The following is a 23,943-nucleotide window of genomic DNA, read 5'->3' as shown; positions in this document are numbered from 1 at the left end:
CACCGTCATGGCGGTTGGAAAGGAAATTCGCGGCAAGATCAAATCGGTGGAGAACACCAAGAAGATCACCAAGGCCATGGAAATGGTTGCCGCCTCGAAGATGCGCAAGGCGCAGGAGCGCATGCGCAATGCGCGCCCGTACAGCGACAAGATCCGCAACATCACGGCCAACCTGTCGCAGGCCAACCCGGAATACCACTCGCCGTTCATGAGCACCGAGCACCGCACCGGTGTCACGGGCTTTGTGGTGGTGACGACGGACAAGGGTTTGTGCGGCGGCCTGAACACCAACGTGCTGCGGGCCGTCACCGGCAAGATGCGCGAGGTGCAGGAAGCTGGCGGCAGGTCGCAGGCCGTGGCCATTGGCAACAAGGGCTTCGGCTTCCTGAACCGCGTCGGTGCCCAGGTCGTCAGCCATGTCACGCAGCTGGGCGACACGCCGCAGCTCGATCGCCTGATCGGCCCGGTCAAGGTCATGCTGGACGCCTTCGTCGAAGGCAAGGTCGACGCGGTCTACCTCTGCTACACCCGTTTCATCAACACGATGAAGCAGGAGCCTGTGGTCGAGCAACTGCTGCCGTTGAAGGCCGACAGCTTGGCCCAGACGCCGGCCGAGAAGTCGGCCTACGGTTGGGACTACCTGTACGAGCCGGACGCAGCGACCGTCATCGACGAGTTGCTCAAGCGTTACCTCGAAGCGCTGATCTACCAGGCCGTGGCCGAGAACATGGCGTCCGAGCAGTCGGCGCGCATGGTGGCCATGAAGGCGGCCACCGACAACGCGGGCACCTTGATCGGTGAGCTCAAGCTCATCTACAACAAGACCCGCCAGGCGGCGATCACCAAGGAACTCTCCGAGATCGTCAGCGGCGCAGCCGCGATCAGCGGTTGAGCCGGCAGCGCCGCAGCCAGACCCGAATACAGCGAATCAAAGATTGAAGGACACCGAAATGTCGAACACTCAAGCAGCCACGGCCGCCGTGGGCAAGATCGTCCAGTGCATCGGCGCCGTCGTGGACGTCGAGTTCCCGCGCAACCAGATGCCGCGCATCTATGACGCGCTGAAGATGGAAGGCTCGGCGCTGACGCTGGAAGTCCAGCAGCAGCTGGGCGACGGCGTGGTGCGCACCATTGCGCTGGGCTCGTCCGACGGCCTGCGCCGTGGCGTGATGGTGACCAACACCGGCTTCCCGATCACCGTGCCGGTGGGCAAGGCCACGCTCGGCCGCATCATGGACGTGCTGGGCAACCCGATCGACGAGCGCGGCGAGGTCTCGCACGAGCTGACCGCCTCCATCCACCGCAAGGCCCCGGCCTACGACGAGCTGAGCCCGTCGCAAGAGCTGCTGGAAACTGGCATCAAGGTGATCGACCTGATCTGCCCGTTCGCCAAGGGCGGCAAGGTCGGCCTGTTCGGCGGCGCCGGCGTCGGCAAGACCGTCAACATGATGGAGCTGATCAACAACATCGCCAAGGCCCACTCGGGTCTGTCGGTGTTCGCAGGCGTGGGTGAACGCACCCGCGAAGGCAACGACTTCTATCACGAGATGGCCGACTCCAAGGTCGTCAACCTCGAGAACCTGCCGGAGTCCAAGGTCGCGATGGTCTACGGCCAGATGAACGAACCGCCGGGCAACCGCCTGCGCGTCGCGCTGACCGGCCTGACGATTGCCGAGTCCTTCCGCGACGAAGGCCGCGACGTGCTGTTCTTCGTGGACAACATCTACCGCTACACGCTTGCCGGTACCGAAGTGTCCGCACTGCTGGGCCGCATGCCTTCGGCCGTGGGCTACCAGCCGACGCTGGCCGAAGAAATGGGCCGCCTGCAAGAGCGCATCACCTCGACCAAGGTCGGCTCGATCACCTCGATCCAGGCCGTGTACGTCCCTGCGGACGACTACACCGACCCGTCGCCGGCGACCACCTTCGCCCACTTGGACTCGACCGTCTCGCTGTCGCGTGAAATCGCCTCGCTGGGCATCTACCCGGCCGTCGACCCGCTGGACTCGACCTCGCGCCAGATCGACCCGAACGTGATCGGCCAGGAACACTACGACACCACCCGTGCCGTGCAGTCCACGCTGCAGCGCTACAAGGAACTGCGCGACATCATCGCCATCCTGGGCATGGACGAACTGGCACCGGAAGACAAGCTGGCCGTCTCGCGCGCACGCAAGATCCAGCGTTTCCTGTCGCAGCCCTTCCACGTCGCAGAAGTCTTCACCGGCTCGCCGGGCAAGTACGTGCCGCTGAAGGAAACCATCCGCGGCTTCAAGATGATCGTGGCTGGCGAATGCGACCACCTGCCGGAACAAGCGTTCTACATGGTCGGCACCATCGACGAAGCCTTCGAGAAGGCCAAGAAGATCCAGTAAGACTTCGCATTCGGGCCTGATGCGTCGTTGCTCTCCTCGCCGTACGGGTGTACGGCTGCGGGGAGCGCCTAGCCTGAGGCCCGACTGCTCGCTTACTGAAACTTCTTGAACTTGAGGAACACGAGCATGGCAACCATTCACGTCGACGTGGTCAGCGCTGAAGAGTCGATCTTCAGCGGCGAGGCCAAGTTCGTCGCGCTGCCGGGTGAAAACGGCGAGCTGGGCATCCTGCCCCGCCACACGCCGCTGATCACCCGCATCAAGCCGGGTGCGGTGCGCATCCAGCGGGCCGACACGGGCGAAGAAGAGTTTGTCTTCGTTGCCGGTGGCATCCTGGAAGTGCAGCCGGGCTCGGTCACCGTGCTGGCCGACACCGCGATCCGCGGCCACGACCTGGACGAAGCCAAGGCCACCGAGGCCAAGAAGGCCGCCGAAGCCGCGATGAAAAACGCCAAGAGCGACATTGACCTGGCGCTGGCCCAGGGCGAATTCGCCACCATGGCCGCCCAGCTGGCCGCCATCCAGCGCCTGCGCAAGAAGTAAGCTGCAGCGCGCAGCGAACCCCGCAAGCCCGCCGCGATCCAGGTCGTGGCGGGCTTTGTGCTTGTGGGGCTTCAAGTTCGCTGCAGCCGTCGCCCTCTCATTCGCCCACCGTCTCGCCATGCCAAGTTTTCGCATCCTGCGCTGGGCGGCCTGGGCGCCGGGCCTGGACGATCCCGCCCACTGGCTGGATTGGCTGGCCGCTCCGCGTGCCTTGCCGGCAGAAGGACTGGCGCCGTTGAGCGAAGTGCCGGCCATGGCCCGGCGCCGCATCGACCCGCTGGGCCGCGCCGCGCTGCAGGTCGCCTTCCAGGCCCAGGGCGCCGATGCCGGCGGCCCGGTGGTGTTCGCCTCGCGCTGGGGCGAGATCGCGCGCTCGGTGGCGATGCTGCAGCAACTCGCGGCCGACGAGCCGCTGTCGCCGACCGCCTTCAGCCTGTCGGTGCACAACGCCCAAAGCGCGCAGTACTCGATTGCCCGCGGCGACAGGTCCAATTTCCTCGCCGTGGCGGCCGGGGCGCACAGCGCCGAAGCCGGTTTTGTCGAAGCCCTGGGTCTGCTGGCCGACGGTGCGGAGCAGGTCACCGTCGTCTGCTCCGATGGTCCGCTGCCAGCGCCTTATGCCGATCTGGCCGAGCCGCCAGGCTTGGCGCCGCTGCGCGCCTGGGCGTGCTTGATCCAGCCCGGCAGCGAGCTTTCGCTGCAGACCACCGCGCCAGGTCCGACCGAGGGCAACGCGGCCTTGGGCGACCTCGCCGTGCTGCGCTTCCTGGTCGGCAGCGACGCGCATTTGCAGCGTGGCCGTTGGCGTTGGCTGCGCGCATCGGCGGCCCCATGATGGACCGCCTGCGCCGCATGCGCGGCCTGCTGGCGACCGCGCTGGCTTTTGGCAGCTTTGGCGCCGGCGGCGTGTTGCTGTGGCTGGTCATTTTTCCGTTGCTGACCTTGGTTGTGCGCAACCCGGTGCGCCGCGCGAGGCTCGCGCGCTCAGCAGTGCACCACCTGTTCCGCGCCTTCATCGGCTGGATGCGGCTGCTGCGCCTGATCACCTACGAGGTGCGTGGCCTGGCGCGTTTGCAGCGCAGTGGCCTGCTGGTGCTGGCCAATCACCCCACGCTGATCGACGTGGTCTTCCTGATCTCGCTGATCGACAACGCCGACTGCGTGGTGAAGTCCACACTCGCCCAAAATCCGTTCACGTGCGGTGCGGTGCGCGCAACGGGCTACATCTGCAACAATTCAGGGTCGGAATTGCTGCAAGACTGCATAGACAGTGTCAAGAACGATGGCAACCTGATCATCTTTCCCGAAGGCACGCGAACGCGCCCGGGCCAGCCCATGAAGATGCAGCGCGGCGCGGCGCAGATTGCGCTGCGTGGCGGCATCGACATCACGCCGGTGTCCATCCAGTGCAAGCCCTTGGGGCTGACCAAGGGGGCGCCGTGGTGGCGGGCCGCACCGGTGCCGCTGCACTTTGTGCTGACGGTGGATGAAGACATCCCGGTCGCGCCATTCCTGGCAGCGACAGGGCAGGAGACTGCGTTGGCCGCGCGGCACCTGACAGACCATTTGATCGGCCATTTCTCGAGGGTAAGAGGGAGTGATGGAAGCGCTGGAACGTGAAATCAAGGAGCTGCTGATCTCGGCGCTCAACCTCGAGGACCTGCGTCCCGAGGACATCGACGCCGAACAGGCCTTGTTCGTCGAAGGCCTGGGGCTGGACTCGATCGATGCGCTCGAACTCGGCCTGGCGCTGCAGAAGCGCTACGGCGTCAGCATGGCGGCCGACTCGGCCGAGACCCGCCGTCACTTCGCCAGCGTTCGGGCACTGGCGCAGTTTGTCGGCGCCGCCCGCATGCCCGCCTGATCGCCCCGACAGATGACTCAGCGGCAAGCCAGTGCCGCCCGCCAGCCCACGAGTTCCAGCATGACCAACCAAGACATTTTCGAGCGCCTGCGCGACATCCTGGTCGAAACCTTCGACATCGCGCCCGACCGGGTCGTGGCCACCGCCCGCCTGCACGAAGACCTGGACATCGACAGCATCGATGCGGTCGACCTGATCGTCCGGCTCAAGCCGCTGGTCGGCAAGCGCCTGCAGCCGGAGGCCTTCAAGGCCGTGCGCACGCTGCAGGATGTGATCGACGCGCTGCAGGGCCTGATCAAAGCCCCTGACGCCGCCGAAACCAGCGCCTGAGTCCGGCCATGCGCTGGGGCCTGGTGGTCGTGCTGACCGCCGCCTACCCGCTGTTGGTCTACCTGGGTCTGGGGCGTTTCGAGCCGCGCTGGCTGGCCTTGCTGCTGGCCGCGCTGGCGGTGGCGCGCGCGCTCGCCAGCCCGCGGCGCGATCCCTTCTGGTGGTGGGCCGCCGCGGCAGCGCTGCTGCTCGCCGCCGCCACCGCCTTGATCAACCAGGCCATGCCGCTGAAGGTCTATCCGGTGGTGGTGAACCTCGGCCTGCTGCTGCTGTTCGGCGCCAGCCTGCGGCACCCGCCCACCGTCGTCGAGCGCATTGCCCGCCTGACCGAGCCGGACCTGGACGCCGCCGGCGTGCGCTACACCCGCTGCGTCACGCAGGTCTGGTGCGGCTTCTTCGTGCTCAACGGCAGCCTGGCGCTGCTCACCGCCTGTTGGGGCGACGACAAGCTCTGGGCGCTCTACAACGGCTTCATCGCCTACCTCCTGATGGGCAGCCTGATGGGCGGCGAATGGCTGGTGCGCCGCAAGGTGCGTGCGGCACAGAGAGCCACGCCATGAGCGACTGGACCGAGCTCTGCCGCCTGATGTGCGCGGACGGTGCCGACCGGCCGGTCGCGCGCAATGCCGCCGGCGAGGTCGTCACGCTGGGCAGCCTGCGCCTTGCCGCCGGGGCGTGGCAGGCCACCTTCGCGGCACAGCCCGGCCAGGCCGTGGCTCTGCACTTCGAGGACACGCTGGACTTCAGCGCCGCGCTGTTCGGCGCCTGGCACGCCGGCAAGATCGTCTACCTGCCCGGTGAGCTCACGGCCGCGACGCTGCAGGCGCTCGGCACCCAGGTCGCCGGCCTGGCCAGCGACGCGGCGGAAGACTTCGCGCTGCCACGGCTGCGCTCGTCGCCCGCGGCCGAACCGCTGCCGGTCTTGCCGCTGAACCCGCAGGCCGAGCAGCTCGTGCTGTTCACCTCCGGCAGCACCGGCGAACCGCAGGCCATCACCAAGCGGCTGGACCAGCTGTTCGTCGAAGTTGCCGCGCAGCAGCAGGCCTTTGGCGCGCGCGCCGGCCAGGCCGAAGTGCTGGGCACCGTTTCGCACCAGCACATCTACGGCCTGCTGTTCCGCGTGCTGTGGCCACTGGCCAGCGGCCGGCTGCTGCATGCGCGGCGCCTGGCCTACATCGAAGACCTGCCGGTCGCCTTGCGTGCGCTGCCCAACACCGCGCTGCTGATCGGCAGCCCCGCGCATCTGAAGCGCCTGCCGCCGGCCTTGCCGGACGACAGCTTCACCGCGCGCGTGGCGCTGGTGTTCTCGTCCGGTGGACCGCTGCCAGACGACGCGCTGCCGGACTGCCGGCGCCTGTTCGGCCAGGCGCCAATCGAGGTCTACGGCAGCAGCGAAACCGGCGGCATCGCGTGGCGCCAGCGTTCGGGCGAGGTGCATTCGCCGGTCTGGCGCGCCCTGCCAGGCGTGGCCTGGCGGGTCGACGGCGAACGGCTGCAGGTTTCGTCGGCGCACCTGGCCGAAGCCGGCTGGCAGGACAGCGAAGACAGGGTGCGCGCCAGCGACGAAGGCTTCGAGCTGCTGGGCCGGCTGGACCGGGTGCTGAAGATCGAAGGCAAGCGTGTCTCGCTGCAGGCCATCGAGCAGGCGCTGCTGGCCACCGAATGGCTCGCCGAGCTGCGCGTGCTGGTGCTGCCCGGCCTGCGCGAACAGCTGGCCGTGGTCGGCGTGCCGACCGAGGCCGGCTGGGCGCTGCACGCCCAGCAAGGCCGCGCCGCACTCGCCGAAGCGCTGCGCCGCCAGCTGCGGCCGCTGCTGGAAACCATGACGCTGCCGCGCCGCTGGCGCTTCGTCTCGCACCTGCCGGCCAACGCGCAGGGCAAGACCACCGCGCAGGCACTGCAGTCCTTGTTCGACCCGCGTCGCCCGGCGATGCAGGTGCTCAGCCAGAGCGCGACCGACGCCACGCTGCGCATCTGGCCAGACGCCACGCTGCCGCAGTTCGACGGCCATTTCAGCGGCCACCCTGTGCTGCCAGGCGTGGCCCAGGTCGAGTGGGCCTTGCTGTTTGCGCAGGAACTGTTTGGCCTGCCCGGCACGTTCCGTGCGCTGGAAGCGCTGAAGTTCCAGCAGGTCATCCGCCCCGGCCAGGCGCTGCAGATGCAGCTGACGATGCAGGCCGCGCAAGGCAAGCTGGTCTTCAAGCTCGAATCCGACTCAGGCCCGCATGCCAGCGGTCGCGTGCTGTTCGAGCTGCCCGCCGCCGAGGCCACGGCATGACGCTGGGTGCAGTGATCCCGGTCTACAACCATGGCGAGGCCATTGGCGCCGTCGTCGCCGCCGTGCGCGCCCACGGCCTGCCGGTGCTGCTGGTGGACGATGGCAGCGAGCCCGGCTGCGCGGCGGTGCTGCAAACCTTGGCGGCCGATCCTGTCGGTCGCGTGCAGTTGCTGCGGCTGGCGCAGAACCAGGGCAAGGGTGGCGCGATGGTGGCGGGCTTCCGCCGTGCCGGCGAACTCGGCTGGACCCATGTGCTGCAGATCGATGCCGACGGCCAGCACGATGCGGCCGACATCCCGCGCTTCGCCGCACTGTCTGCCGCCAACCCGGCGCACATGATCTGCGGCTGCCCGGTCTACGACGACAGCGTGCCCAAGGCACGGCTGTATGGTCGCTATGCCACGCACGTCTGGGTCTGGATCAACACGCTGTCGCTGGCCATCCAGGACTCGATGTGCGGCTTTCGCATCTACCCGCTGGCGCCCACGCTGGCGCTGGTCAACGAGGTGCACATCGGCCGGCGCATGGACTTCGACACCGACATCGCCGTGCGCCTGTTCTGGCGCGGCATGCCGTTCATCAACCAGCCGACGGCGGTGCACTACCCGACCGACGGCGTCTCACACTTCCGCGCGCTGCGCGACAACGTCCGCATCAGCGCGATGCACACGCGCCTGTTCTTCGGCATGCTGCCGCGTGCGCCATTGCTGCTTTGGCGGCGTTGGACGAATTCGGCATGACCGCTGCTGCGAAGCCCACGGCGCGCCATTGGGCGCAGATGGGTGAGACGACATTTGTCGCGGGCATCTGGTTGCTGTACAGCCTGCACCGCATCGCAGGCCGGCGAGGCTTCCGGCTGCTGATGTGGCCGGTCGTGCTGGTGCATTGGCTGACGCGCCCGACGCTGCGCGAGGCAAGCCTGGACTACCTGCGCCGGCAGCAAACCACGAACCGGCTGTGGCCGCACGAGCCCGGCTGGCGCCAGGGCCTGCAGCACGTTGCCTTGTTCGCCGAGACCATGCTGGACAAGCTGCTGGCGATGGCCGGCCGCTACCCGGCCGGCAAGGTGCGCCTGGACGGTGCCGAGGCGGTCGCGCAGCAGGCACTTTCCGGCGGGGGCGGCGTGCTGGTCACGGCCCACATCGGCTGCCTGGAGCTGTGCCGCGCAATGGCCCAGCGCCAGCCGGCTTTCAAGCTCAACGTGCTGGTTCACACGCGGCACGCGCAGGCCTTCAACCGCATCCTGCAGCGCCTGCAGCCGGACGCGGCGCCGAACCTGATCGAGGTCAGCGAGATCACGGTTGCCACCGCCATGCTGCTGGCCGGCAAGCTCGCAGCAGGCGAGTTCGTCGCCATCGCTGGTGACCGTGTGCCGCTGCATGGCGGCCGCACCGTGACGGTCGACTTTCTCGGCAGCCCGGCCCCGCTGCCCATCGGCCCCTACGTGCTGGCCAGCCTGCTCAAATGCCCGCTGTATTTCCTGGGTTGCCTGCATGAAGGCGACGGCTACGCGATGCACTTCGAGCGGCTGGCCGAGCAGGTGCTGCTGCCGCGCAAGCAACGCGAGCAGGCGCTGGCCGAACATGCGGCGCGCTATGCCGAATGCCTGGCGAGGCTGTTGCAGCGCTCGCCTTACGACTGGTTCAATTTCTACCGCTTCTGGGAACCCGCCCATGCTTGAGACCTCCCCCGTCGTGTTTGACGGTCGCCGCCTGTGCATCGAGGACGTGGTGGCGCTCGCGCGTGGTCAGCGCACCGCGAAGCTGAGCACCGAACCGGCCTTCACCGCGCGCATCCAGGCCGGCGCCGACTTCGTCGCCAAGCTGCTGGCCGAAGACGGCGTGATCTATGGCGTGACCACCGGCTACGGCGACTCCTGCACCGTCGTCATCCCGCCCGCACTGGTGGCCGAGCTGCCGCGCCACCTGTACACCTACCACGGCTGCGGCGCCGGCGCGATGCTGGGCCCGCAGGAGACGCGCGCGGTGCTGGCCACGCGGCTGAACTCGCTGGCGCAAGGCGTGTCCGGCGTCAGCCTGGACCTGCTGCGCCAGATCGAAACCCTGCTGCGCGAAGACCTGCTGCCGCTGATCCCGTCCGAAGGCTCGGTCGGCGCCAGTGGCGACCTGACGCCGCTGTCCTACCTGGCCGCCGTGCTCTGCGGCGAGCGCGAGGTGATGTGGCGCGGCGAGCGCTGCAGTGCCGCCTCCGCGCTGCAGGCGCTGGACGTGGCGCCGCTGACGCTGCGGCCCAAGGAAGGCCTGGCCATCATGAACGGCACTGCGGTGATGACCGCGCTGGCCTGCCTGGCCTGGCAGCGCGCCGACTACCTGGGCCGCATGGCGACAAGGCTCACCGCGATGAACGTGCTGGCCAGTGCCGGCAATGCGCACCACTTCGACGAAGCGCTGTTCGCCGTCAAGCCACACGCCGGCCAGCAGCGCGTGGCCGCGCGCATCCGCGAAGACCTGGCCAGCGATCGACCCAGTCGTAACGAGCAGCGCCTGCAGGACCGCTACTCGCTGCGCTGCGCGCCGCACGTCATTGGCGTGCTGGAAGACGCGCTGCCCTTCCTGCGCCAGCTGATCGCAAACGAGCTCAACAGCGCCAACGACAACCCCATCATCGACGCCGAAGAAGGCCGTGTGCTGCACGGCGGCCATTTCTACGGCGGCCACATCGCGTTCGCGATGGATGCGCTGAAGACCGCCGTCGCCAACGTCGCCGACCTGCTGGACCGCCAACTCGCGCTCTTGGTCGACACCCGCTTCAACCATGGCCTGCCGTCCAACCTCTCCGGTGCCAGCGGCGAGCGTGCGGCCATCAACCACGGCCTGAAGGCGCTGCAGATCAGCGTCTCGGCCTGGACGGCTGAAGCGCTGAAGCTGACCATGCCGGCCTCGGTCTTCTCGCGCTCCACCGAGTGCCACAACCAGGACAAGGTCAGCATGGGCACGATTGCCGCGCGCGACTGCCTGCGCGTGCTCGAACTCTCCGAGCAGGTGCTGGCCGCGATGTTGATCGCTGCGCGCCAAGGTGTTGCCCTGCGCGACCGTCAGCAACCACTTTCGCTCAGCCCCGCGCTGGCCGCGATGCAGGCCGACCTGGCAGCGCGCATCCCGCTGATCGAGGAAGACCGCGCGCTGGACGGGGAACTGCAGCGCCTGATCGTCGGCCTGCGCGAAGAAGCCTGGAGCCTGTATGACTGACAAGCCGAGCTTCGTCCACGAGATCGAGCTGACGCCGGCCTTCCACGACCTGGACCCGATGAACGTCGTCTGGCATGGCCACTACGTCAAGTACCTGGAAATCGCCCGCTGCGCGCTGCTGGCCCGCTTCGACTACGACTACCCGCAGATGCGCGATTCCGGCTTCGCCTGGCCCATCGTCGACATGCGGCTGAAGTACGTCGCCTCGGCCACCTTCGGCCAGCCGCTGCGCATCCGCGCCGAGATCACCGAATGGGAAAACCGGCTGCGGCTGGACTACCTGATCAAGGACGGCAGCACCGGCCGCGTGCTGACGCGCGCCCACACCATCCAGGTGGCCGTGGACGTCACTACCGGCCTGATGGCCTATGTGTGCCCGCCGGTGCTGTGGCAGCGCCTGGGCGTGCAGCCGACATGAAGCGCCGTGACCTGCTGGCCGCCGCAGTGGCCTTCTCCACCTGGCCTGCCTGGGCGGAAGACAGCGCTGCGCTGGTGCGCGAGCTGCAGTCGCGCCTCACGCAGCCGGCCTGGCTGCATGGCGAGTTCGAACAGGGCAAACAGGTGCCTGGTTTCAAAAAGCCGCTGGTCTCGCGTGGCGACTTTGTCGTCGCGCGCGGCAAGGGCGTGGTCTGGCGCACCAAGCAACCGTTTGCCAGCGAGCTGCGCCTCACGCGCGACCAGGTGCGCGCCAGCCAGAACGGCGTCACTTCCTTCCAGCTGGACGCTTCGCGTGAGCCGGCGCTGCGCACCATCAACACTTTGATGTTCGCGCTGCTCAATGGCGACATGGCCAGCCTGGCCGAATTGTTCACCTTGCAGGCCCAGCTGCAGCCCAGGACCTGGCAGCTCGCGCTCACGCCGCGCCAGCCAGCGCTGCAGCAGTTCCTGCAGCGCGTCGAGCTGGAGGGCGATGCCTTCGTGCGTCGCCTCGTCATCCTGGAGACCAGCGGCGACCGCAGCACCATCGCCTTCAGCAACCTGCGTGCAGACGCCGCGCCAGGCGCTGGCGATGCAGGGCTGTTTGAGTGACAAACACGCCTCGCGGCCTGCGCTGGCTGGCCTTCATCTGGCTGGCCTGGGCGCTGCTGTGCCTGGGTCACAACGCCTGGCTGTGGACGCGCAGCGGCACGCTGCTGGACACCGACGTGCTGGCCATGCTGCCGCAGGACGAACGCGACCCGCTGGCCGCCGGCGCCACGCGCCTGATGGCCAGCGCCGCCGAGCGCCGCGTCATCGTGCTGGTGGGCGGTGGCGACTGGCCCGCAGCCCGGCGTGCGGGCGACGCCTTTGCCGCCAGCCTGGCCGGCCAGACGGTCGCCACGCTGCGCTACCGCGTCGACGACCAGGCCCAGCAGACCTGGCTGGACTTCTACGCGCCACACCGCGCCGCGCTGCTGAGCGCCGCCACGCGCGAACAGCTCACCCAACAAACCACGCCGCAGCTGGCCGACCAGGCGCTGGCCTGGCTGTACCAACCGGTGGCCGGCCCGCGTGTGGGCCGCTGGGCAGACGACCCGCTGAACCTGCTCGGCCAGTGGCTGGCCGAGCGCTCGCAGCTCAGCCGCGTGCGGGTGCTGGATGGCCGGCTGGCGCTGCAGGACAGCACCCAGGCTTATGCGGTGCTGATGCTGGAACTGCAGGCCTCGGCCTTCGACATTGCCGGCCCGCAGGCGCTGCAGCCGCTGCTGGCGAAAGGCCGCGCCGCCGCGCTGCAGGCCTCGCCCCAGGCGCAGGTCATCCAGGGCGGCGTGCCGCTGTTTGCGGCCGCCGCGGCCGCGCAGGCGCAACACGAGATGCACACGATTGGCATCGGTTCGCTGGTGGGCATCGTGCTGCTGACGCTGCTGGTCTTCCGCTCGCTGCGGCCGCGGCTGCTGGTCACGCTGTCGATGGCGGTCGGCCTGCTCACCGCCATCACCGTCAGCGCACTGGTCTTCCAGCGCCTGCACCTGATCACGCTGGTGTTTGGCGCCAGCCTGCTGGGCGTGGCCGAGAACTACGGCAGCAACTACTTCAGCGCCCGCCTGGGCCTGGCACCCGAGCAGCGCTGGCAGATGCTGCGTGAGCAGGCGCCGGTGATGGGCCTGGCGATGCTCACCACCGTGATCGGCTACGCGCTGCTGGCCCTCACGCCCTTCCCCGGTCTGCAGCAGATCGCGGTGTTTTCGGCCGTTGGCCTGCTGGCTGCGTTCGTCACCGTGCTGCTCTGGTTCCCGCTGCTGGACGGCGGGCAGATGCAGCCCACGCGTTTCGCGCGGTGGCTGGGCGGCTGGCGCGCGCGCTGGCCGCAATGGGGCAGGCAGCCGGTGACCGCGCTGGGTGTGGCAGCGGTCGTGATCGTGACCGCCGCCGGCGCCTGGCGCTTCCAGGCCAACGACGACATCCGCCAGTTGCAGAACGCACCGGCCGCGCTGGTGCAGGACCAGCGCGAACTCGGCCGGCTGATGGACCTGCCCGGCGTCGCGCAGTTCTTCATCGTGCAAGGCCAGGACGAACAGCAACTGCTGGCCCGCGAAGAAGCGCTGACCAACCGGTTGCGCGCGTTGCAGGGCGCGGGCCAGCTGCGCGGCTGGCAGGCCGTGTCCGACTGGGTGCCTTCGGCCGCGCGCCAGGCGCAGGACTTGGCGCTGTTGCACCAGCGCTTCGACGGCGAAGCCGGGCTCACGGCTCTGCTGGCACAGCGCCTGGAACAGCCGGTCGACAGCCCGCTGCCGGCCCAGGCACCGCCGGCGCTGACGCTGCAGGCCTGGCTGGCCTCGCCCGTCTCAGAGCCGCTGCGCCACCAGTCCCTCGGCCATCTGGGCGACGGCCCGGCCAGCGCCGTGCTGCTGCGCGGCGCCGAGTCTGCCGAAGCCCGCACACGCCTCGCCGCTTTGGCCACCGAATTGCCCGGCGTGCGCTGGGTCGACAAGGTGGCCGATGTCTCGTCGCTGCTGGGCCGCTACCGGGTGCGCATGAGCGGCGTGATCCTGCTGGCCTACGCGCTGGTCTGGGCCGCACTCGCCTGGCGTTTTGGCCGCGCGGCCTGGCGGGCGCTGCTGCCCACCGCGCTGGCCAGCGTGTTGACGGTGGCGCTGCTGGCGCTGGCCGGCCAGCCGCTGCAGTTGTTCCATGTGCTGCCGCTGTTGATCCTGCTCGGCCTGGGCGTGGACTACGGCATCTTCCTGCTGGAGCGGCCGGCGCCCGAGGCGACACGGCCGTTTCTCTCCGTGACGCTGGCCGCCGCCTGCACGCTGCTGTCCTTCGGGCTGCTGGCGCTGTCCGGCACGCCAGCGCTGCGGGCCTTCGGGCTGACACTGCTGATCGGCGTGACACTGGCCTGGGCCCTCACGCCTGTCTTCTTGCCCCGCTCCCCTTCTTCATCGAACTGACCCTCCTTCATGCTGGACAAGAAGTTTTCCCCCGAGCCGCAGCACGCGTTTGCAGCCCGTTTCGAGGCCCAGAAGATCGCCTTTGGCCCGGTCGTTTTCCACTGCGTGCGCTACGCCTGGAAGCGCGGCCTGCTGCAGGCGCTGGCCAAGGCGGGAGACCGCGGGCTGACGCAGGCGCAGCTGCTGGCCAACGGCGAGTGGAGCGACTACGCGCTGAAAGTGGTGCTGGAGTCCTGCCTGTCGGCCGGCGTGCTGCTGCGCGCCGACGGGCGTTGGGTGCTGGACAAGACCGGCTACTGCATCCTCAGCGACCGCATGACCCAGGTCAATTTCGACTTCGTGCACGACGTCTGCTATCAGGGCCTGTTCGAGCTGGAACGCTCGCTGGATGCGCAGCAGCCGATGGGCCTGGCCCACCTGGGCGACTGGCCCACGCTGTACCAGGGCATGGCCGAGCTGCCAGAGCCAGCCAAGAGCAGCTGGTTCGCGTTCGATCACCTTTATTCAGATACCTCTTTTCCCGACGTGCTGCCCGATGTGTTTGCCACCGGCCCGCGCCGGGTGATGGACGTGGGCGCCAACACCGGCAAGTTCAGCTTGGCCGCGCTGGGCTACCAGCCCGAGGTGGCGCTGCACCTGGTGGACCTGCCGCAGCAACTGGCGGTGGCCGCGCAAAACCTGGCGGACGCCGGCCTGTCCGCGCGCGCCAGCCTGCACCCGGTGGACCTGCTGGACACGGCATGTGCCTTGCCGGGCGAGATGGACCTGGTGTGGATGAGCCAGTTCCTCAGCTGCTTCAGTGAGGACCACATCGCCGGCATCTTCGAGCGCGTGGCTGCCGCGCTGGCGCCGCAGGGCCAGGTGCTGGTGATGGACACCTTCTGGGATCGCCAGCGCTACGACATTGCCGCCTATTGCCTGATCAACACCTCGCCCTATTTCACCGCCATGGCTAGCGGCAAAAGCAAGGTCTATGAGAGCGCAGACTATGTGCGCCTGGCCGAGCGCGCCGGCCTGAAGCTGCTGACCACGCGCGACGGCATTGGCTACTGCCACAGCCTGCTGAGGTTTGCCCGCGCATGATCGTCCATTCCCGTCGCCTTTGGCTGGCCAGCGTCGTGTTGGGCCTGTGCGCCTGCGCCGCCGCGCCGGTGGCCGGGCGGCACGAGCTGCCGATGCTGCGGCTGTCACCCGCGCTGCTCACCGAGTCCGCCAGCCTGCAGCAGCGCCTGAGCGTCACGCGGCTGGACGACGGCCGTGTCGCCGCCCAGTCGATTGACGTGCAGTTGCAACTCGAACCCGGCGGCCTGCTGCTGGCCGCTTTTGTACTGGGCCAGCGCGTGCTGCTGCTGCAATGGGACGGGCAGGATCTGCAGGAACAGCGCCACGCGATGCTGCCGGCCAGCGTGGACGCGGCCCACCTGTTGCGCGACATGAGCCTGGTCTACTGGCCGGCCGCCAGCGTGCAGCAGGCGCTGCCACAGGGCTGGTCCTTCAGCGAAACCGAGGCCGGCCGCGAACTGCGTTACGACGGGCAGCTGGCCGTCAGCGTCCGCATCGACGGCCCGTTGCTGGGCCGCAGCCAGGTGCAGCTGCGCAACCTGCAGGAGCACTACGCGTTGCAGATCGAGTCTGCGCCGCAGGAGGGCGCACCTTGAGTGGCGCGGTCTACCTGCATGCTTTGGGCTTGACCTGCGCGCTGGGCGAAGGCCAGGCGGCGGTGCGCGCCGGGCTGTTTGCCGACGCACCGGGCGGCGTGGCCGAGAACACCGCGATCTGGCCCGGCCGCAGCCTGCACCTGGGGGCCGTCACGTCACCGTTGCCCAGCGTCGACCACCTCCCGCTGCGCCACCGCAGCCGCAACAACGCGCTGCTGCTCAGCGCGCTGGCGCAGATCCGCGCCGAGGTGGATGCGGCCATCGCGCGGCACGGCGCCGCACGGGTCGCGGTGGTGCTGGGCACCAGCACCTCGGGCGTGGGCGAGAGCGAGCTGGCCTTCGAGTGGCGGGCGCGTGAAGGCGGTTTCCCGCCCAGCTTCGACCTGGGGCAGCAGGAAATCGGCTCCCCCGCGCTGATGCTGGGCGAGCTGCTGGCACTGGGCGGGCCGTGCCACGTGGTGTCCACCGCCTGCTCGTCCAGTGCCAAGGCCATGGCCAGTGCCGCGCGGCTGCTGCGTGCCGGCATGTGCGACGCGGTGATCACCGGCGGTGCCGATTCGCTGTGTCGCTTCACGGTGGCCGGCTTTGCCGCGCTGGAGTCGGTGGACCCACAGCGCTGCAACCCGATGAGCGTGCACCGGCACGGCATCAACATCGGCGAAGCCGCGGCGCTGTTCCTGATGACTCGCGAACCGGGGCCGGTGCGGCTCTCGGGCTGGGGTGAAAGCTCCGACGCGCACCACATTTCGGCCCCCGAGCCCAGCGGCGCCGGCGCGCTGGCCGCGATGCAGCAGGCGCTGGCCCGGGCGGGCCTGCAGCCGCAGGACATCGATTACCTGAACCTGCACGGCACCGCCACGCCGCAAAATGACGCGATGGAAAGCCGCGCCGTGATGCAGCTGCTGGGCGAGAGCGTAGCCTGCAGCTCGACCAAACCGCTGTCCGGCCACACGCTGGGGGCTGCGGGCGCGCTGGAGGCGGCGTTTGCCTGGCTGTGCCTGGTGGGCAACCCGCAAGGCCGGCTGCCGCCGCACTGGTGGGACGGCGCCGCCGACCCGCAGCTGCCGCCACTGAACCTGGCGCACCCCGGCCAATCGCTGGGCCGCCCGCTGCGCCACGTGCTGAGCAATTCCTTTGCCTTTGGCGGCAGCAATGCCGCGCTGGTGCTGAGTGCGGAAGAGGCGCCTCATGGCTGACACCGAGGACTGGCAGATCCAGGAACTGGTGCCGCACGCGGGCCGCATGTGCCTGCTGGATCGGCTGGTGTCGGTCGAGGGCGAGACCTTGATTGCCGAAGTCGAATTGCGCGAGGACCATCTGTTCCTCGACAGCCTGGGCCCGGGCACTGGCGTGGGCGCGTGGGTGGGCATCGAGTACATGGCGCAGGCGGTCGCGGCCTGGGCTGGTGCGCAGGCGCGGGCTGCGGGCGAAGCACCGAAAATCGGCTTCCTGCTCGGCAGCCGGCGCTACCGCTGCGAGCTGCCGCGTTTTGAACGCGGGCAGGTGCTGCAGGTGGTGGCAAGGCGCGAGTACCAGGCCGACAACGGCCTGGGCCAGTTCGCTTGCGAGATCCGGTTGGCAGACCGGGTGGTCGCGAGCGCGCAGGTCACCGTCTTCGGTCCCGATGATCCCGAAAAATTCATCAGAGGCGAGACAACATGACGATGACATCGACGGCGAAGACCGTGCTGGTCACCGGCTCCAGCCGCGGCATCGGCCGAGCGATCGCGCTGCGGCTGGCGCAGGACGGGTATGACTTGGTGCTGCATTGCCGCAGCCAGCTCGAGGAAGCTCGGAAGGTGGCACAGCAGATTGCTACGCTGGGTCGCCAGGCCCGGGTGCTGCAGTTCAACGTGGCCGAGCGCGAGCGCGTGGCCGAGATCCTGCTGGCCGACGTGGAAGCGCACGGCTGCTACTACGGCGTGGTCTGCAATGCCGGCATCGCGCGCGACGGCGCCTTCCCTGCGCTGAGTGGCGAAGACTGGGACCAGGTCATCCACACCAACCTGGACAGCTTCTACAACGTGCTGCAGCCGCTGACGCTGCCGCTCGTGCGCCGCCGCCAGCCCGGCCGTATCGTCACGCTGGCTTCTGTCTCGGGGCTGATGGGCAACCGCGGCCAGGTCAACTACAGCGCGGCCAAGGCCGGTATCATCGGCGCGAGCAAGGCGCTGGCGGTCGAGCTGGCGAGCCGCGGCATCACGGTCAACTGCGTGGCGCCGGGCCTGATCGCCACCGAGATGGTGGACGAGCGGGTGCTGGAAGAAGCGATGAAGATGATTCCTGCCAAGCGCGTCGGAAAACCCGAAGAGGTGGCGGCGTTGGTGGCCTTCCTGATGAGTCCGGACGCCGCCTACATCACGCGGCAGGTGATTTCGGTGAACGGGGGGATGGTGGGATGAGCAGGCGCGTTGTCGTCACAGGCAGGGGCGCGATCAGCCCGCTGGGTACCGACTGGATCACGGTCGAGGCCAAGCTGAAGGCCGGCCACAACGCCGTTCAACGCATGGCCGAATGGGCTGGCTACGAAGGCCTGAACACGCAGATCGGCGCACCGGCCGTGGCCTTCGAGCTGCCGCCCGAGCGCTACCACCGCAAGAGCATGCGCAGCATGGGCCGTGTCGCGCTGATGGCCACGCGCGCCAGCGAAATGGCGCTGGCCGACGCCGGCCTGCTGGGCGACGATTGGTTGAAGAGCGGCGAGATCGGCATCTCCTATGGCTCGTCTTCCGGCACGCCCAAGGCGATTGGCGACTTCGGCCGCATGATGCTGGAGAAGAACACCGAGGGCATCAACGCGACAACCTACATCAAGATGATGTCGCACAGCGCCGCGGTCAACATCGGCGTGTTCTTCGGCCTCACCGGCCGCATCGTTCCCACCAGCAGCGCCTGCACCTCGGGCAGCCAGGGCATCGGCTATGCCTACGAGATGATCCGCCATGGCCAGCAGGTGGCGATGCTGGCCGGCGGCGCCGAGGAGCTGGACGCCACTCAGGCGGCAGTCTTCGACACCTTGTTCGCCACCAGCGTGAAGCACAACGACACGCCCGAGCTGAGCCCTCGGCCCTTCGACGCCAACCGCGACGGCCTGGTGCTGGGCGAAGGCGCCTGCACGCTGGTGCTGGAAGAGCTGGAACACGCGCGGGCCCGCGGCGCCACCATCCACGCCGAAGTCGTCGGCTTCGGCACCAACAGCGACGGCAGCCACGTCACGCAGCCGAATGCGCCGACCATGGCGCAGGCCATCCGCCTGGCGCTCAAAAGCGCTGGCCTGGACCCGGCCGCGATTCCCTACGTCAACGCACACGGCACCGCGACCGACCATGGCGACGTGGCCGAGTCGCAGGCCACGCACCAGGTTTTCGGACCCAAGGTCGCCATCTCTTCGCTGAAGAGCTACATGGGCCACACGCTGGGCGCCTGCGGTGCGCTCGAAGCCTGGATGAGCATCGAGATGATGCGCAGCGGCTGGTTCGCCTCTACGCTCAACCTCACGCAGGTGGACCCGCGCTGCGCCGAACTGGACTACGTTACCGGCAACGGCCGCGCGTTGCAGACCGAGCTGGTGATGAGCAACAACTTCGCTTTCGGCGGCATCAACACCTCGCTGATCTTCAAACGATTCGACTGACCCCCAAAACCTCAAAGGAGCTGACATGAAAAAAACCAGTCGACTGGCCTTCGCCACGCTGGCCCTGCTGGCGGGCATGCCGCTGGCGCAGGCACGCGACTCCATCCTGAACATTCCGCTGGAAGAGGTGCTGGCCCTGCCCGAGGCCAAGACCAAGCTGGACGGCAGCGTCAAGTTCTACCTGAAGGGCCAGGCCACGCCGGCGGTCACGCGCCGCATGGGCTCGGATGTGTCCAACCCCAAGACCAATGGTTTTGGGAAGTCCGATGAGTTCGGCTGCAAGTGGGCCATCCTGACCGCGTTGATCAACTTCCAGGCCAGTGCCAAACGCGAAGGCGCCAATGCGGTGGTCGACATCGTCAGCTACTACAAGAAGAACGAAACCCAGAGCCCGACGACGATCGAGTGCCACGCCGGCGCCCTCATCATCGGCGCGGCGCTGAAGGGTGACTACGCCATCATCAAGGACTGAGTGCCTCGACGCACCGTCTGAGCCGCCCAGGCCACGATCGTGCTGCAAGTCCTGCGGCTGACGCGATGGGCGCAGGCGCAGCCACCCGGCTCGGCGTGGCTGACCGTTGCCGAGCAAACGCGTTGGCATGGGTTCAGCCAGGCCGCGCGCAAACAGACCTACCTGGCCGGCCGCTGGCAGTTGCGAATGGAACTGGCAGGGCTGCGCGGCGGCGAGCCGCAGGCGCAGCCGGTGGACCTCGCCGCTTCCGGCGCCACCACGCTGGCAGGCACCGGCTTGCACGCCAACCTCTCGCACAGCGGCGACTGGCTGGCGGTGGCGATTGCCGATGCGCCGATCGGCGTGGACATCGAGCAGCTCAATCCCAAACGTGACGTGCTGGGCCTGGCACAGATGGTCTGCAGCCCGGCGCAGATCGCCTTGCTGCAGGCGCAGCCTGACGCGCTGCTGCGCATGCAGCAGTTCTACCGCTGGTGGACGCTGAAGGAAGCCTGGCTGAAGCACCGTGGGCAGGGGCTGCAATTTCCGACGCTGCAGTCGCTGGCGTTTGAGGCGGCCGGGCCGGACATTGCGCCCGCTGCGAGTGGCTTGTTGACGGATCCGCCGCTGGCCGTCGCTTTGGTCAGTGCCAGTGCGCTGGGGCCACTGCCGGCCTTGCCGACAGGCACGCCCTGGCAGCATCTCAGCCCAGGATCACCACCGCATCCGGCAGCTCGTTGAGCTGGCGTTCACCTGTCAGCGGGAAGTGCTGGCGCAACAAGGCGTCGATCTCGGCCACCGCGTGGCCGAGACCTGGTTCCCATTGGCCCTGGCTAAAGGCCTCGCGCAGCTCGGCGATGACGCGGGCCCAGGTGGCAGCGTCGACCTGATGGTTCAAGCCTCGGTCGGCCACCAGCTCGATGGTGCGTTCTGCCAGCAGCAGGTAGACCAGCACGCCGTTGTTGTGCTCGGTGTCCCACACGCGCAGCTTGCCGAACATCGCGATGGCGCGTTCACGCGCACTGGCGCGGCGCCAGAGGTAGCTCAATGGCAGGCCGGCTTCGACGCAGATGCGGATCTCGCCGCTGTGTCCGGCCTCGCTGGCCGTGACCTGGGCGGCCAGCCGCTGCAGCGCGGTCGGGCTCAACAACCTGCGCGCGTCGGTCACATCCCAGCGGCGGTGTTTCAGCAGGCGCAGCAGCCGGCTGCCGCTTCGGTTGGATACTGCCATCACCAGTCTCCCGACGCGCCGCCGCCACCAAAGTCGCCACCGCCGCCGGATGAAAAGCCACCGCTGTCGCCGCCGCCACCCCCGCTCCAGCCGCCACCTCCGCCGCCCCAGATGACGGGCGGCACAAAGCCGCCACCACCCAGCCCGCCCCGGCCACGCCGCGTGCTGCCAATGCCCAGCAGCCCGACCAGCACCAGCGCACCAATGCCCGCGCCCAGCGCTATGGGCCAGCTGCCGGCCAGCAGGCCCGCCGCGGTGCCGGCGCCGCCTGCGGTGGCGAGGGACCCCAGCTTGCGGCCCAGCATCGCGCTGAGCAGCGCGCCGGCCACCGGCACGCCAAGGAAGAAGAACAAGGCCAGCGACTGCCAGCCGCCGAGCGAGTCGCCCGTCGCGTGGCCGCCTGCACTGCCGTTTTGCGCTTGCACGCCGCTGCGCGGCTGAGGCGCCGGCAGGTGCTCGCCGCGGATGCGCGCCATCAACTGGTCCACGCCAGCGTTCAGGCCGCCGGCATAGTCGTTCTTCTGGAATGCGGGCTTGATCGCGCGGTCGATGATCTGCCGCGCCGCCAGGTCCGGCACCGCGCCTTCCAGCGCCTTGGCCACCTCGATGCGCACGCGCCGGTCGCCCTTGGCCACGACGACCAGCACCCCGTCGCCTACCTCGCGCCGGCCGATCTTCCATTGGTCCGCCACACGCCAGGCATAGGCCGCGATGTCTTCCTGCTGCGTGCTGGCGACCAGCAGCAGCACGATCTGCGGCCCGGCCTCGGCTTCGAAGCGGGCCAGCTTGCCGTCCAGCGCCTGGACCTGCACAGGCGTGAGCGTGCCGGTCTGGTCGACCACGCGGCCGCTCAGCGGCGGCACGGCCAGTTCGGCCTGCGCTGGCGCAGCGGCCAGCAGGCCCAGCGCAAGGAGGCTCAGCAGCGCGCCAAGCCAGCGGGTGAACAGCCGCATGGCGGGCTTACTTCGAGGCCGGCTTGTCGAAACTGACCGAGGGCGGCGCCGAGATGGCTTTTTCGTTTTCCACCGTGAAGACCGGCTTCACGTCGTAGCCGAACATCTTGGCCGTCAGGTTGGTCGGGAAGCTGCGGGCCAGCACGTTGTAGCCCTGGACCGTCTGGATGTAGCGGTTGCGCGCCACGGTGATGCGGTTCTCGGTGCCTTCGAGCTGCACGCGCAGGTCCTGGAAGCCCTGGTTGGCCTTCAGGTCCGGGTAGCGTTCACTGACCACCATCAGCCGGCTCAAGGCGCTGGTCAGCTCGCCCTGCGCGGCCTGGAATTTCTGGAAGGCCTCGGGGTTGTTGATCAGCTCCGGCGTGGCCTGGATGGACGTGGCCTTGCTGCGCGCCTCCACCACCTTGGTCAGCGTTTCCTGCTCGAAATTGGCCTCGCCCTTGACGGTCGCCACAAGGTTGGGCACCAGGTCAGCCCGGCGCTGGTATTGGTTCAGCACCTCGGACCAGCCGGCTTTCACCGCCTCGTCCTTTTGCTGGAACTCGTTGTAGCCGCAGCCGCTCAGGCTGGCGGTCAGCGCGGCGGCGCCCAGCGTCAGGGCCAGCGTGCGGGACAGGCCGCTCCAGGTCAGGTACATGTTGATCTCCATCAGAAAACAGGTGACAGCCGCCCAGGCATGAGGCAGCGTTCCCGCTCAAGATGAGGGGTGCACGGCGGGCTTCAAGCGGCCCGGCAGGATAATCGCTTCATGTTCGCCCCGCTGCAAAACGACACCTTCCTGCGCGCCTGCCTGCGCAAGCCCACCACGCACACGCCCGTCTGGCTGATGCGGCAGGCTGGCCGCTACCTGCCGGAGTACCGCGAGACGCGGGCCAAGGCCGGCAGCTTCATGGGCCTGGCAACCAACACCGACTACGCCACCGAGGTCACGTTGCAGCCGCTGGAGCGCTACCCGCTGGACGCCGCCATCCTGTTTTCCGACATCCTCACGGTGCCCGACGCGATGGGCCTGGGCCTGTCCTTCCAGCAGGGCGAAGGGCCGCGTTTTGCCTATCCTGTGCGGGATGAAGCGGCCGTGCAGGCGCTGGCCGTGCCGGACATGGACAAGCTGCGCTACGTGTTCGACGCCGTCACCTCCATCCGCCGCGCGCTGAACGGCCGGGTGCCGCTGATCGGCTTCTCCGGCAGTCCGTGGACTTTGGCCTGCTACATGGTCGAAGGCGCCGGTTCGGACGACTACCGCCAGGTCAAGAGCATGCTCTACAGCCGGCCGGACCTGATGCACCGCATGCTGCAGGTCAATGCCGACGCGGTGGCGCTCTACCTGAACACACAGATCGAGGCTGGCGCACAGGCGGTGATGATCTTCGACAGCTGGGGCGGCGTGCTGGCGGACGGCGCCTTCCAGCGTTTTTCGCTGGACTACACCCGCCGCGTGGTCTCGCAGCTCAAGCACGAGCAGGGCGGCGAGCGGGTGCCGGTGATCGTCTTCACCAAGGGCGGCGGCCTGTGGCTGCAGCAGATCGCCGAATGCGGCGCCGATGTGGTCGGCCTGGACTGGACCGTGAACCTGGGCGAAGCCAGGCAGCGGGTCGGCGCGAGTGTCGCCCTTCAAGGCAATCTGGACCCGAACGTGCTGTTTGCACCACCCGAAGTGGTGCAGGCAGAAGCCCGTTTGGTGCTCGACAGCTTTGGCCGGCCGCAGCGCGCGGACGGTGGCTGGGACGGCCATGTGTTCAATCTGGGCCATGGCATCAGCCAGTTCACGCCGCCCGAGCGGGTGCTGGACCTGGTCCAGGCTGTGCACGAACACTCACGGGCCTTGCGCGCCAGCCCCGCCGCGGCCTGACTAGGTGCAAATACCAAGGTCTGTCCGACGGGTTTTGCAGGGTGAGTGAGCGCTCAGGGGCTTGACTTATCCCCAAAAAACTCTAAGCGAGACGGTGGCATAAGCGGCGTTCGCGAAAAGCGGAAAAAATACCGGCGAATCGTGGCAAGTGCTTGATTTGTAATAACAAATGAGCACTGCTCCGAATTGGGGCAATC

The 23,943-nt window shown here is 68.4% G+C and carries 27 protein-coding genes; 24 read left to right on the top strand and 3 right to left on the bottom strand.

All coding sequences use genetic code 11. The features are described from left to right. Positions 1-7: 7 nt before the first annotated feature. The 23 genes from atpG (at position 8) to AC3WR5_RS19845 (ending at position 20,454) form a co-directional block, all read left to right on the top strand. On the top strand, positions 8-892 hold the full coding sequence (gene atpG / locus AC3WR5_RS19955; protein WP_492486570.1) for a F0F1 ATP synthase subunit gamma: 885 nt from the start codon (positions 8-10) through the stop codon (positions 890-892). 58 nt (positions 893-950) lie between these two features. Beyond that, positions 951-2,375 (top strand): F0F1 ATP synthase subunit beta, encoded by a 1,425-nt coding sequence (atpD, locus tag AC3WR5_RS19950; RefSeq protein ID WP_141287874.1) that lies wholly within the window; start codon positions 951-953, stop codon positions 2,373-2,375. A gap of 126 nt (positions 2,376-2,501) precedes the next feature. Continuing rightward, positions 2,502-2,918, top strand: a complete 417-nt coding sequence (locus AC3WR5_RS19945; protein ID WP_141287873.1) for a F0F1 ATP synthase subunit epsilon — start codon at positions 2,502-2,504, stop codon at positions 2,916-2,918. A gap of 118 nt (positions 2,919-3,036) precedes the next feature. Beyond that, on the top strand, positions 3,037-3,753 hold the full coding sequence (locus AC3WR5_RS19940) for a beta-ketoacyl synthase chain length factor (RefSeq protein WP_492486567.1): 717 nt from the start codon (positions 3,037-3,039) through the stop codon (positions 3,751-3,753). Next, positions 3,750-4,538, top strand: a complete 789-nt coding sequence (locus tag AC3WR5_RS19935) for a lysophospholipid acyltransferase family protein (RefSeq protein WP_492486565.1) — start codon at positions 3,750-3,752, stop codon at positions 4,536-4,538. The genes AC3WR5_RS19940 and AC3WR5_RS19935 overlap by 4 nt, the downstream gene beginning before the upstream one ends. Continuing rightward, positions 4,519-4,782, top strand: a complete 264-nt coding sequence (locus AC3WR5_RS19930) for a phosphopantetheine-binding protein (RefSeq protein WP_492486563.1) — start codon at positions 4,519-4,521, stop codon at positions 4,780-4,782. Before AC3WR5_RS19935 ends, AC3WR5_RS19930 begins: the two co-directional genes overlap by 20 nt. A gap of 60 nt (positions 4,783-4,842) precedes the next feature. Further along, on the top strand, positions 4,843-5,112 hold the full coding sequence (locus AC3WR5_RS19925; protein WP_141291557.1) for an acyl carrier protein: 270 nt from the start codon (positions 4,843-4,845) through the stop codon (positions 5,110-5,112). A gap of 8 nt (positions 5,113-5,120) precedes the next feature. Continuing rightward, positions 5,121-5,672, top strand: coding sequence for a COG4648 family protein (locus AC3WR5_RS19920; protein WP_492486561.1), 552 nt, complete (start codon positions 5,121-5,123; stop codon positions 5,670-5,672). After that, positions 5,669-7,390, top strand: a complete 1,722-nt coding sequence (locus AC3WR5_RS19915; protein ID WP_492486559.1) for an ApeI family dehydratase — start codon at positions 5,669-5,671, stop codon at positions 7,388-7,390. The genes AC3WR5_RS19920 and AC3WR5_RS19915 overlap by 4 nt, the downstream gene beginning before the upstream one ends. Then, entirely contained in the window at positions 7,387-8,130 is a 744-nt protein-coding gene (locus AC3WR5_RS19910; protein WP_492486557.1) for a glycosyltransferase family 2 protein, read from the top strand. The genes AC3WR5_RS19915 and AC3WR5_RS19910 overlap by 4 nt, the downstream gene beginning before the upstream one ends. Continuing rightward, complete coding sequence (locus tag AC3WR5_RS19905) at positions 8,127-9,071, top strand: lysophospholipid acyltransferase family protein (protein WP_492486556.1); 945 nt, start codon at positions 8,127-8,129, stop codon at positions 9,069-9,071. The genes AC3WR5_RS19910 and AC3WR5_RS19905 overlap by 4 nt, the downstream gene beginning before the upstream one ends. Then, the gene (locus AC3WR5_RS19900) at positions 9,064-10,599 is read left to right on the top strand and encodes an HAL/PAL/TAL family ammonia-lyase (protein WP_492486554.1); all 1,536 of its coding nucleotides are present in this window, start codon (positions 9,064-9,066) and stop codon (positions 10,597-10,599) included. The genes AC3WR5_RS19905 and AC3WR5_RS19900 overlap by 8 nt, the downstream gene beginning before the upstream one ends. After that, complete coding sequence (locus AC3WR5_RS19895; RefSeq protein WP_492486553.1) at positions 10,592-11,017, top strand: acyl-CoA thioesterase; 426 nt, start codon at positions 10,592-10,594, stop codon at positions 11,015-11,017. The genes AC3WR5_RS19900 and AC3WR5_RS19895 overlap by 8 nt, the downstream gene beginning before the upstream one ends. Continuing rightward, the gene (locus AC3WR5_RS19890) at positions 11,014-11,628 is read left to right on the top strand and encodes a LolA family protein (RefSeq protein WP_492486551.1); all 615 of its coding nucleotides are present in this window, start codon (positions 11,014-11,016) and stop codon (positions 11,626-11,628) included. The genes AC3WR5_RS19895 and AC3WR5_RS19890 overlap by 4 nt, the downstream gene beginning before the upstream one ends. Next, a complete protein-coding gene (locus AC3WR5_RS19885; protein WP_492486549.1) occupies positions 11,625-13,970 on the top strand; it encodes an MMPL family transporter in 2,346 nt (781 codons plus the stop codon). The genes AC3WR5_RS19890 and AC3WR5_RS19885 overlap by 4 nt, the downstream gene beginning before the upstream one ends. A 9-nt stretch (positions 13,971-13,979) precedes the next feature. Continuing rightward, a complete protein-coding gene (locus AC3WR5_RS19880; protein ID WP_492486547.1) occupies positions 13,980-15,053 on the top strand; it encodes a class I SAM-dependent methyltransferase in 1,074 nt (357 codons plus the stop codon). Beyond that, positions 15,050-15,628: a DUF3261 domain-containing protein gene (locus AC3WR5_RS19875; RefSeq protein WP_492486545.1), complete on the top strand. Its 579-nt coding sequence runs from the start codon at positions 15,050-15,052 to the stop codon at positions 15,626-15,628. Before AC3WR5_RS19880 ends, AC3WR5_RS19875 begins: the two co-directional genes overlap by 4 nt. Next, complete coding sequence (locus AC3WR5_RS19870) at positions 15,625-16,824, top strand: beta-ketoacyl-ACP synthase (RefSeq protein ID WP_492486543.1); 1,200 nt, start codon at positions 15,625-15,627, stop codon at positions 16,822-16,824. The genes AC3WR5_RS19875 and AC3WR5_RS19870 overlap by 4 nt, the downstream gene beginning before the upstream one ends. Then, positions 16,817-17,290 (top strand): hotdog family protein, encoded by a 474-nt coding sequence (locus tag AC3WR5_RS19865; protein ID WP_141289876.1) that lies wholly within the window; start codon positions 16,817-16,819, stop codon positions 17,288-17,290. The genes AC3WR5_RS19870 and AC3WR5_RS19865 overlap by 8 nt, the downstream gene beginning before the upstream one ends. A 2-nt stretch (positions 17,291-17,292) precedes the next feature. Next, positions 17,293-18,030, top strand: a complete 738-nt coding sequence (gene fabG / locus AC3WR5_RS19860; RefSeq protein WP_375140609.1) for a 3-oxoacyl-ACP reductase FabG — start codon at positions 17,293-17,295, stop codon at positions 18,028-18,030. Next, positions 18,027-19,262: a beta-ketoacyl-ACP synthase gene (locus AC3WR5_RS19855; RefSeq protein WP_492486541.1), complete on the top strand. Its 1,236-nt coding sequence runs from the start codon at positions 18,027-18,029 to the stop codon at positions 19,260-19,262. Before fabG ends, AC3WR5_RS19855 begins: the two co-directional genes overlap by 4 nt. Before the next feature lie 25 nt (positions 19,263-19,287). Further along, positions 19,288-19,734 (top strand): excinuclease ATPase subunit, encoded by a 447-nt coding sequence (locus AC3WR5_RS19850; RefSeq protein ID WP_492486540.1) that lies wholly within the window; start codon positions 19,288-19,290, stop codon positions 19,732-19,734. Between the two features lie 39 nt (positions 19,735-19,773). After that, the gene (locus AC3WR5_RS19845; protein ID WP_492486538.1) at positions 19,774-20,454 is read left to right on the top strand and encodes a 4'-phosphopantetheinyl transferase family protein; all 681 of its coding nucleotides are present in this window, start codon (positions 19,774-19,776) and stop codon (positions 20,452-20,454) included. Here the strand turns inward: AC3WR5_RS19845 and AC3WR5_RS19840 are convergent. Genes AC3WR5_RS19840 through AC3WR5_RS19830 form a run of 3 tightly spaced genes read right to left on the bottom strand, consistent with a single transcriptional unit; the run spans position 20,417 to position 22,534 of the window. Continuing rightward, positions 20,417-20,944, bottom strand: a complete 528-nt coding sequence (locus AC3WR5_RS19840; RefSeq protein ID WP_492486537.1) for a TPM domain-containing protein — start codon at positions 20,942-20,944, stop codon at positions 20,417-20,419. The genes AC3WR5_RS19845 and AC3WR5_RS19840 overlap by 38 nt on opposite strands. After that, positions 20,944-21,897: a TPM domain-containing protein gene (locus AC3WR5_RS19835; RefSeq protein ID WP_492486536.1), complete on the bottom strand. Its 954-nt coding sequence runs from the start codon at positions 21,895-21,897 to the stop codon at positions 20,944-20,946. Before AC3WR5_RS19835 ends, AC3WR5_RS19840 begins: the two co-directional genes overlap by 1 nt. 7 nt (positions 21,898-21,904) lie before the next feature. After that, entirely contained in the window at positions 21,905-22,534 is a 630-nt protein-coding gene (locus AC3WR5_RS19830; protein WP_492486535.1) for a LemA family protein, read from the bottom strand. A 111-nt stretch (positions 22,535-22,645) separates the two neighbouring features. Between AC3WR5_RS19830 and hemE the strand changes: the two genes are divergently transcribed. Then, the gene (gene hemE / locus AC3WR5_RS19825; protein ID WP_492486534.1) at positions 22,646-23,746 is read left to right on the top strand and encodes a uroporphyrinogen decarboxylase; all 1,101 of its coding nucleotides are present in this window, start codon (positions 22,646-22,648) and stop codon (positions 23,744-23,746) included. Positions 23,747-23,943 lie beyond the last annotated feature (197 nt).

The organism is Ideonella sp. FW305-24, assembly GCF_058788035.1.
This window is presented reverse-complemented; position numbering and strand designations above follow the sequence as displayed.

Excerpts from the sequence above, each read along its gene's own strand:
- atpG (WP_492486570.1), top strand. The coding sequence starts at position 8 with ATGGCGGTTGGAAAGGAAATTCGCGGCAAGATCAAATCGGTGGAGAAC.
- atpD (WP_141287874.1), top strand. The coding sequence starts at position 951 with ATGTCGAACACTCAAGCAGCCACGGCCGCCGTGGGCAAGATCGTCCAG.
- AC3WR5_RS19945 (WP_141287873.1), top strand. The coding sequence starts at position 2,502 with ATGGCAACCATTCACGTCGACGTGGTCAGCGCTGAAGAGTCGATCTTC.
- AC3WR5_RS19940 (WP_492486567.1), top strand. The coding sequence starts at position 3,037 with ATGCCAAGTTTTCGCATCCTGCGCTGGGCGGCCTGGGCGCCGGGCCTG.
- AC3WR5_RS19935 (WP_492486565.1), top strand. The coding sequence starts at position 3,750 with ATGATGGACCGCCTGCGCCGCATGCGCGGCCTGCTGGCGACCGCGCTG.
- AC3WR5_RS19930 (WP_492486563.1), top strand. The coding sequence starts at position 4,519 with ATGGAAGCGCTGGAACGTGAAATCAAGGAGCTGCTGATCTCGGCGCTC.
- AC3WR5_RS19925 (WP_141291557.1), top strand. The coding sequence starts at position 4,843 with ATGACCAACCAAGACATTTTCGAGCGCCTGCGCGACATCCTGGTCGAA.
- AC3WR5_RS19920 (WP_492486561.1), top strand. The coding sequence starts at position 5,121 with ATGCGCTGGGGCCTGGTGGTCGTGCTGACCGCCGCCTACCCGCTGTTG.
- AC3WR5_RS19915 (WP_492486559.1), top strand. The coding sequence starts at position 5,669 with ATGAGCGACTGGACCGAGCTCTGCCGCCTGATGTGCGCGGACGGTGCC.
- AC3WR5_RS19910 (WP_492486557.1), top strand. The coding sequence starts at position 7,387 with ATGACGCTGGGTGCAGTGATCCCGGTCTACAACCATGGCGAGGCCATT.
- AC3WR5_RS19905 (WP_492486556.1), top strand. The coding sequence starts at position 8,127 with ATGACCGCTGCTGCGAAGCCCACGGCGCGCCATTGGGCGCAGATGGGT.
- AC3WR5_RS19900 (WP_492486554.1), top strand. The coding sequence starts at position 9,064 with ATGCTTGAGACCTCCCCCGTCGTGTTTGACGGTCGCCGCCTGTGCATC.
- AC3WR5_RS19895 (WP_492486553.1), top strand. The coding sequence starts at position 10,592 with ATGACTGACAAGCCGAGCTTCGTCCACGAGATCGAGCTGACGCCGGCC.
- AC3WR5_RS19890 (WP_492486551.1), top strand. The coding sequence starts at position 11,014 with ATGAAGCGCCGTGACCTGCTGGCCGCCGCAGTGGCCTTCTCCACCTGG.
- AC3WR5_RS19880 (WP_492486547.1), top strand. The coding sequence starts at position 13,980 with ATGCTGGACAAGAAGTTTTCCCCCGAGCCGCAGCACGCGTTTGCAGCC.
- AC3WR5_RS19875 (WP_492486545.1), top strand. The coding sequence starts at position 15,050 with ATGATCGTCCATTCCCGTCGCCTTTGGCTGGCCAGCGTCGTGTTGGGC.
- AC3WR5_RS19865 (WP_141289876.1), top strand. The coding sequence starts at position 16,817 with ATGGCTGACACCGAGGACTGGCAGATCCAGGAACTGGTGCCGCACGCG.
- fabG (WP_375140609.1), top strand. The coding sequence starts at position 17,293 with ATGACATCGACGGCGAAGACCGTGCTGGTCACCGGCTCCAGCCGCGGC.
- AC3WR5_RS19855 (WP_492486541.1), top strand. The coding sequence starts at position 18,027 with ATGAGCAGGCGCGTTGTCGTCACAGGCAGGGGCGCGATCAGCCCGCTG.
- AC3WR5_RS19850 (WP_492486540.1), top strand. The coding sequence starts at position 19,288 with ATGAAAAAAACCAGTCGACTGGCCTTCGCCACGCTGGCCCTGCTGGCG.
- AC3WR5_RS19840 (WP_492486537.1), bottom strand. The coding sequence starts at position 20,944 with ATGGCAGTATCCAACCGAAGCGGCAGCCGGCTGCTGCGCCTGCTGAAA.
- AC3WR5_RS19835 (WP_492486536.1), bottom strand. The coding sequence starts at position 21,897 with ATGCGGCTGTTCACCCGCTGGCTTGGCGCGCTGCTGAGCCTCCTTGCG.
- AC3WR5_RS19830 (WP_492486535.1), bottom strand. The coding sequence starts at position 22,534 with ATGTACCTGACCTGGAGCGGCCTGTCCCGCACGCTGGCCCTGACGCTG.
- hemE (WP_492486534.1), top strand. The coding sequence starts at position 22,646 with ATGTTCGCCCCGCTGCAAAACGACACCTTCCTGCGCGCCTGCCTGCGC.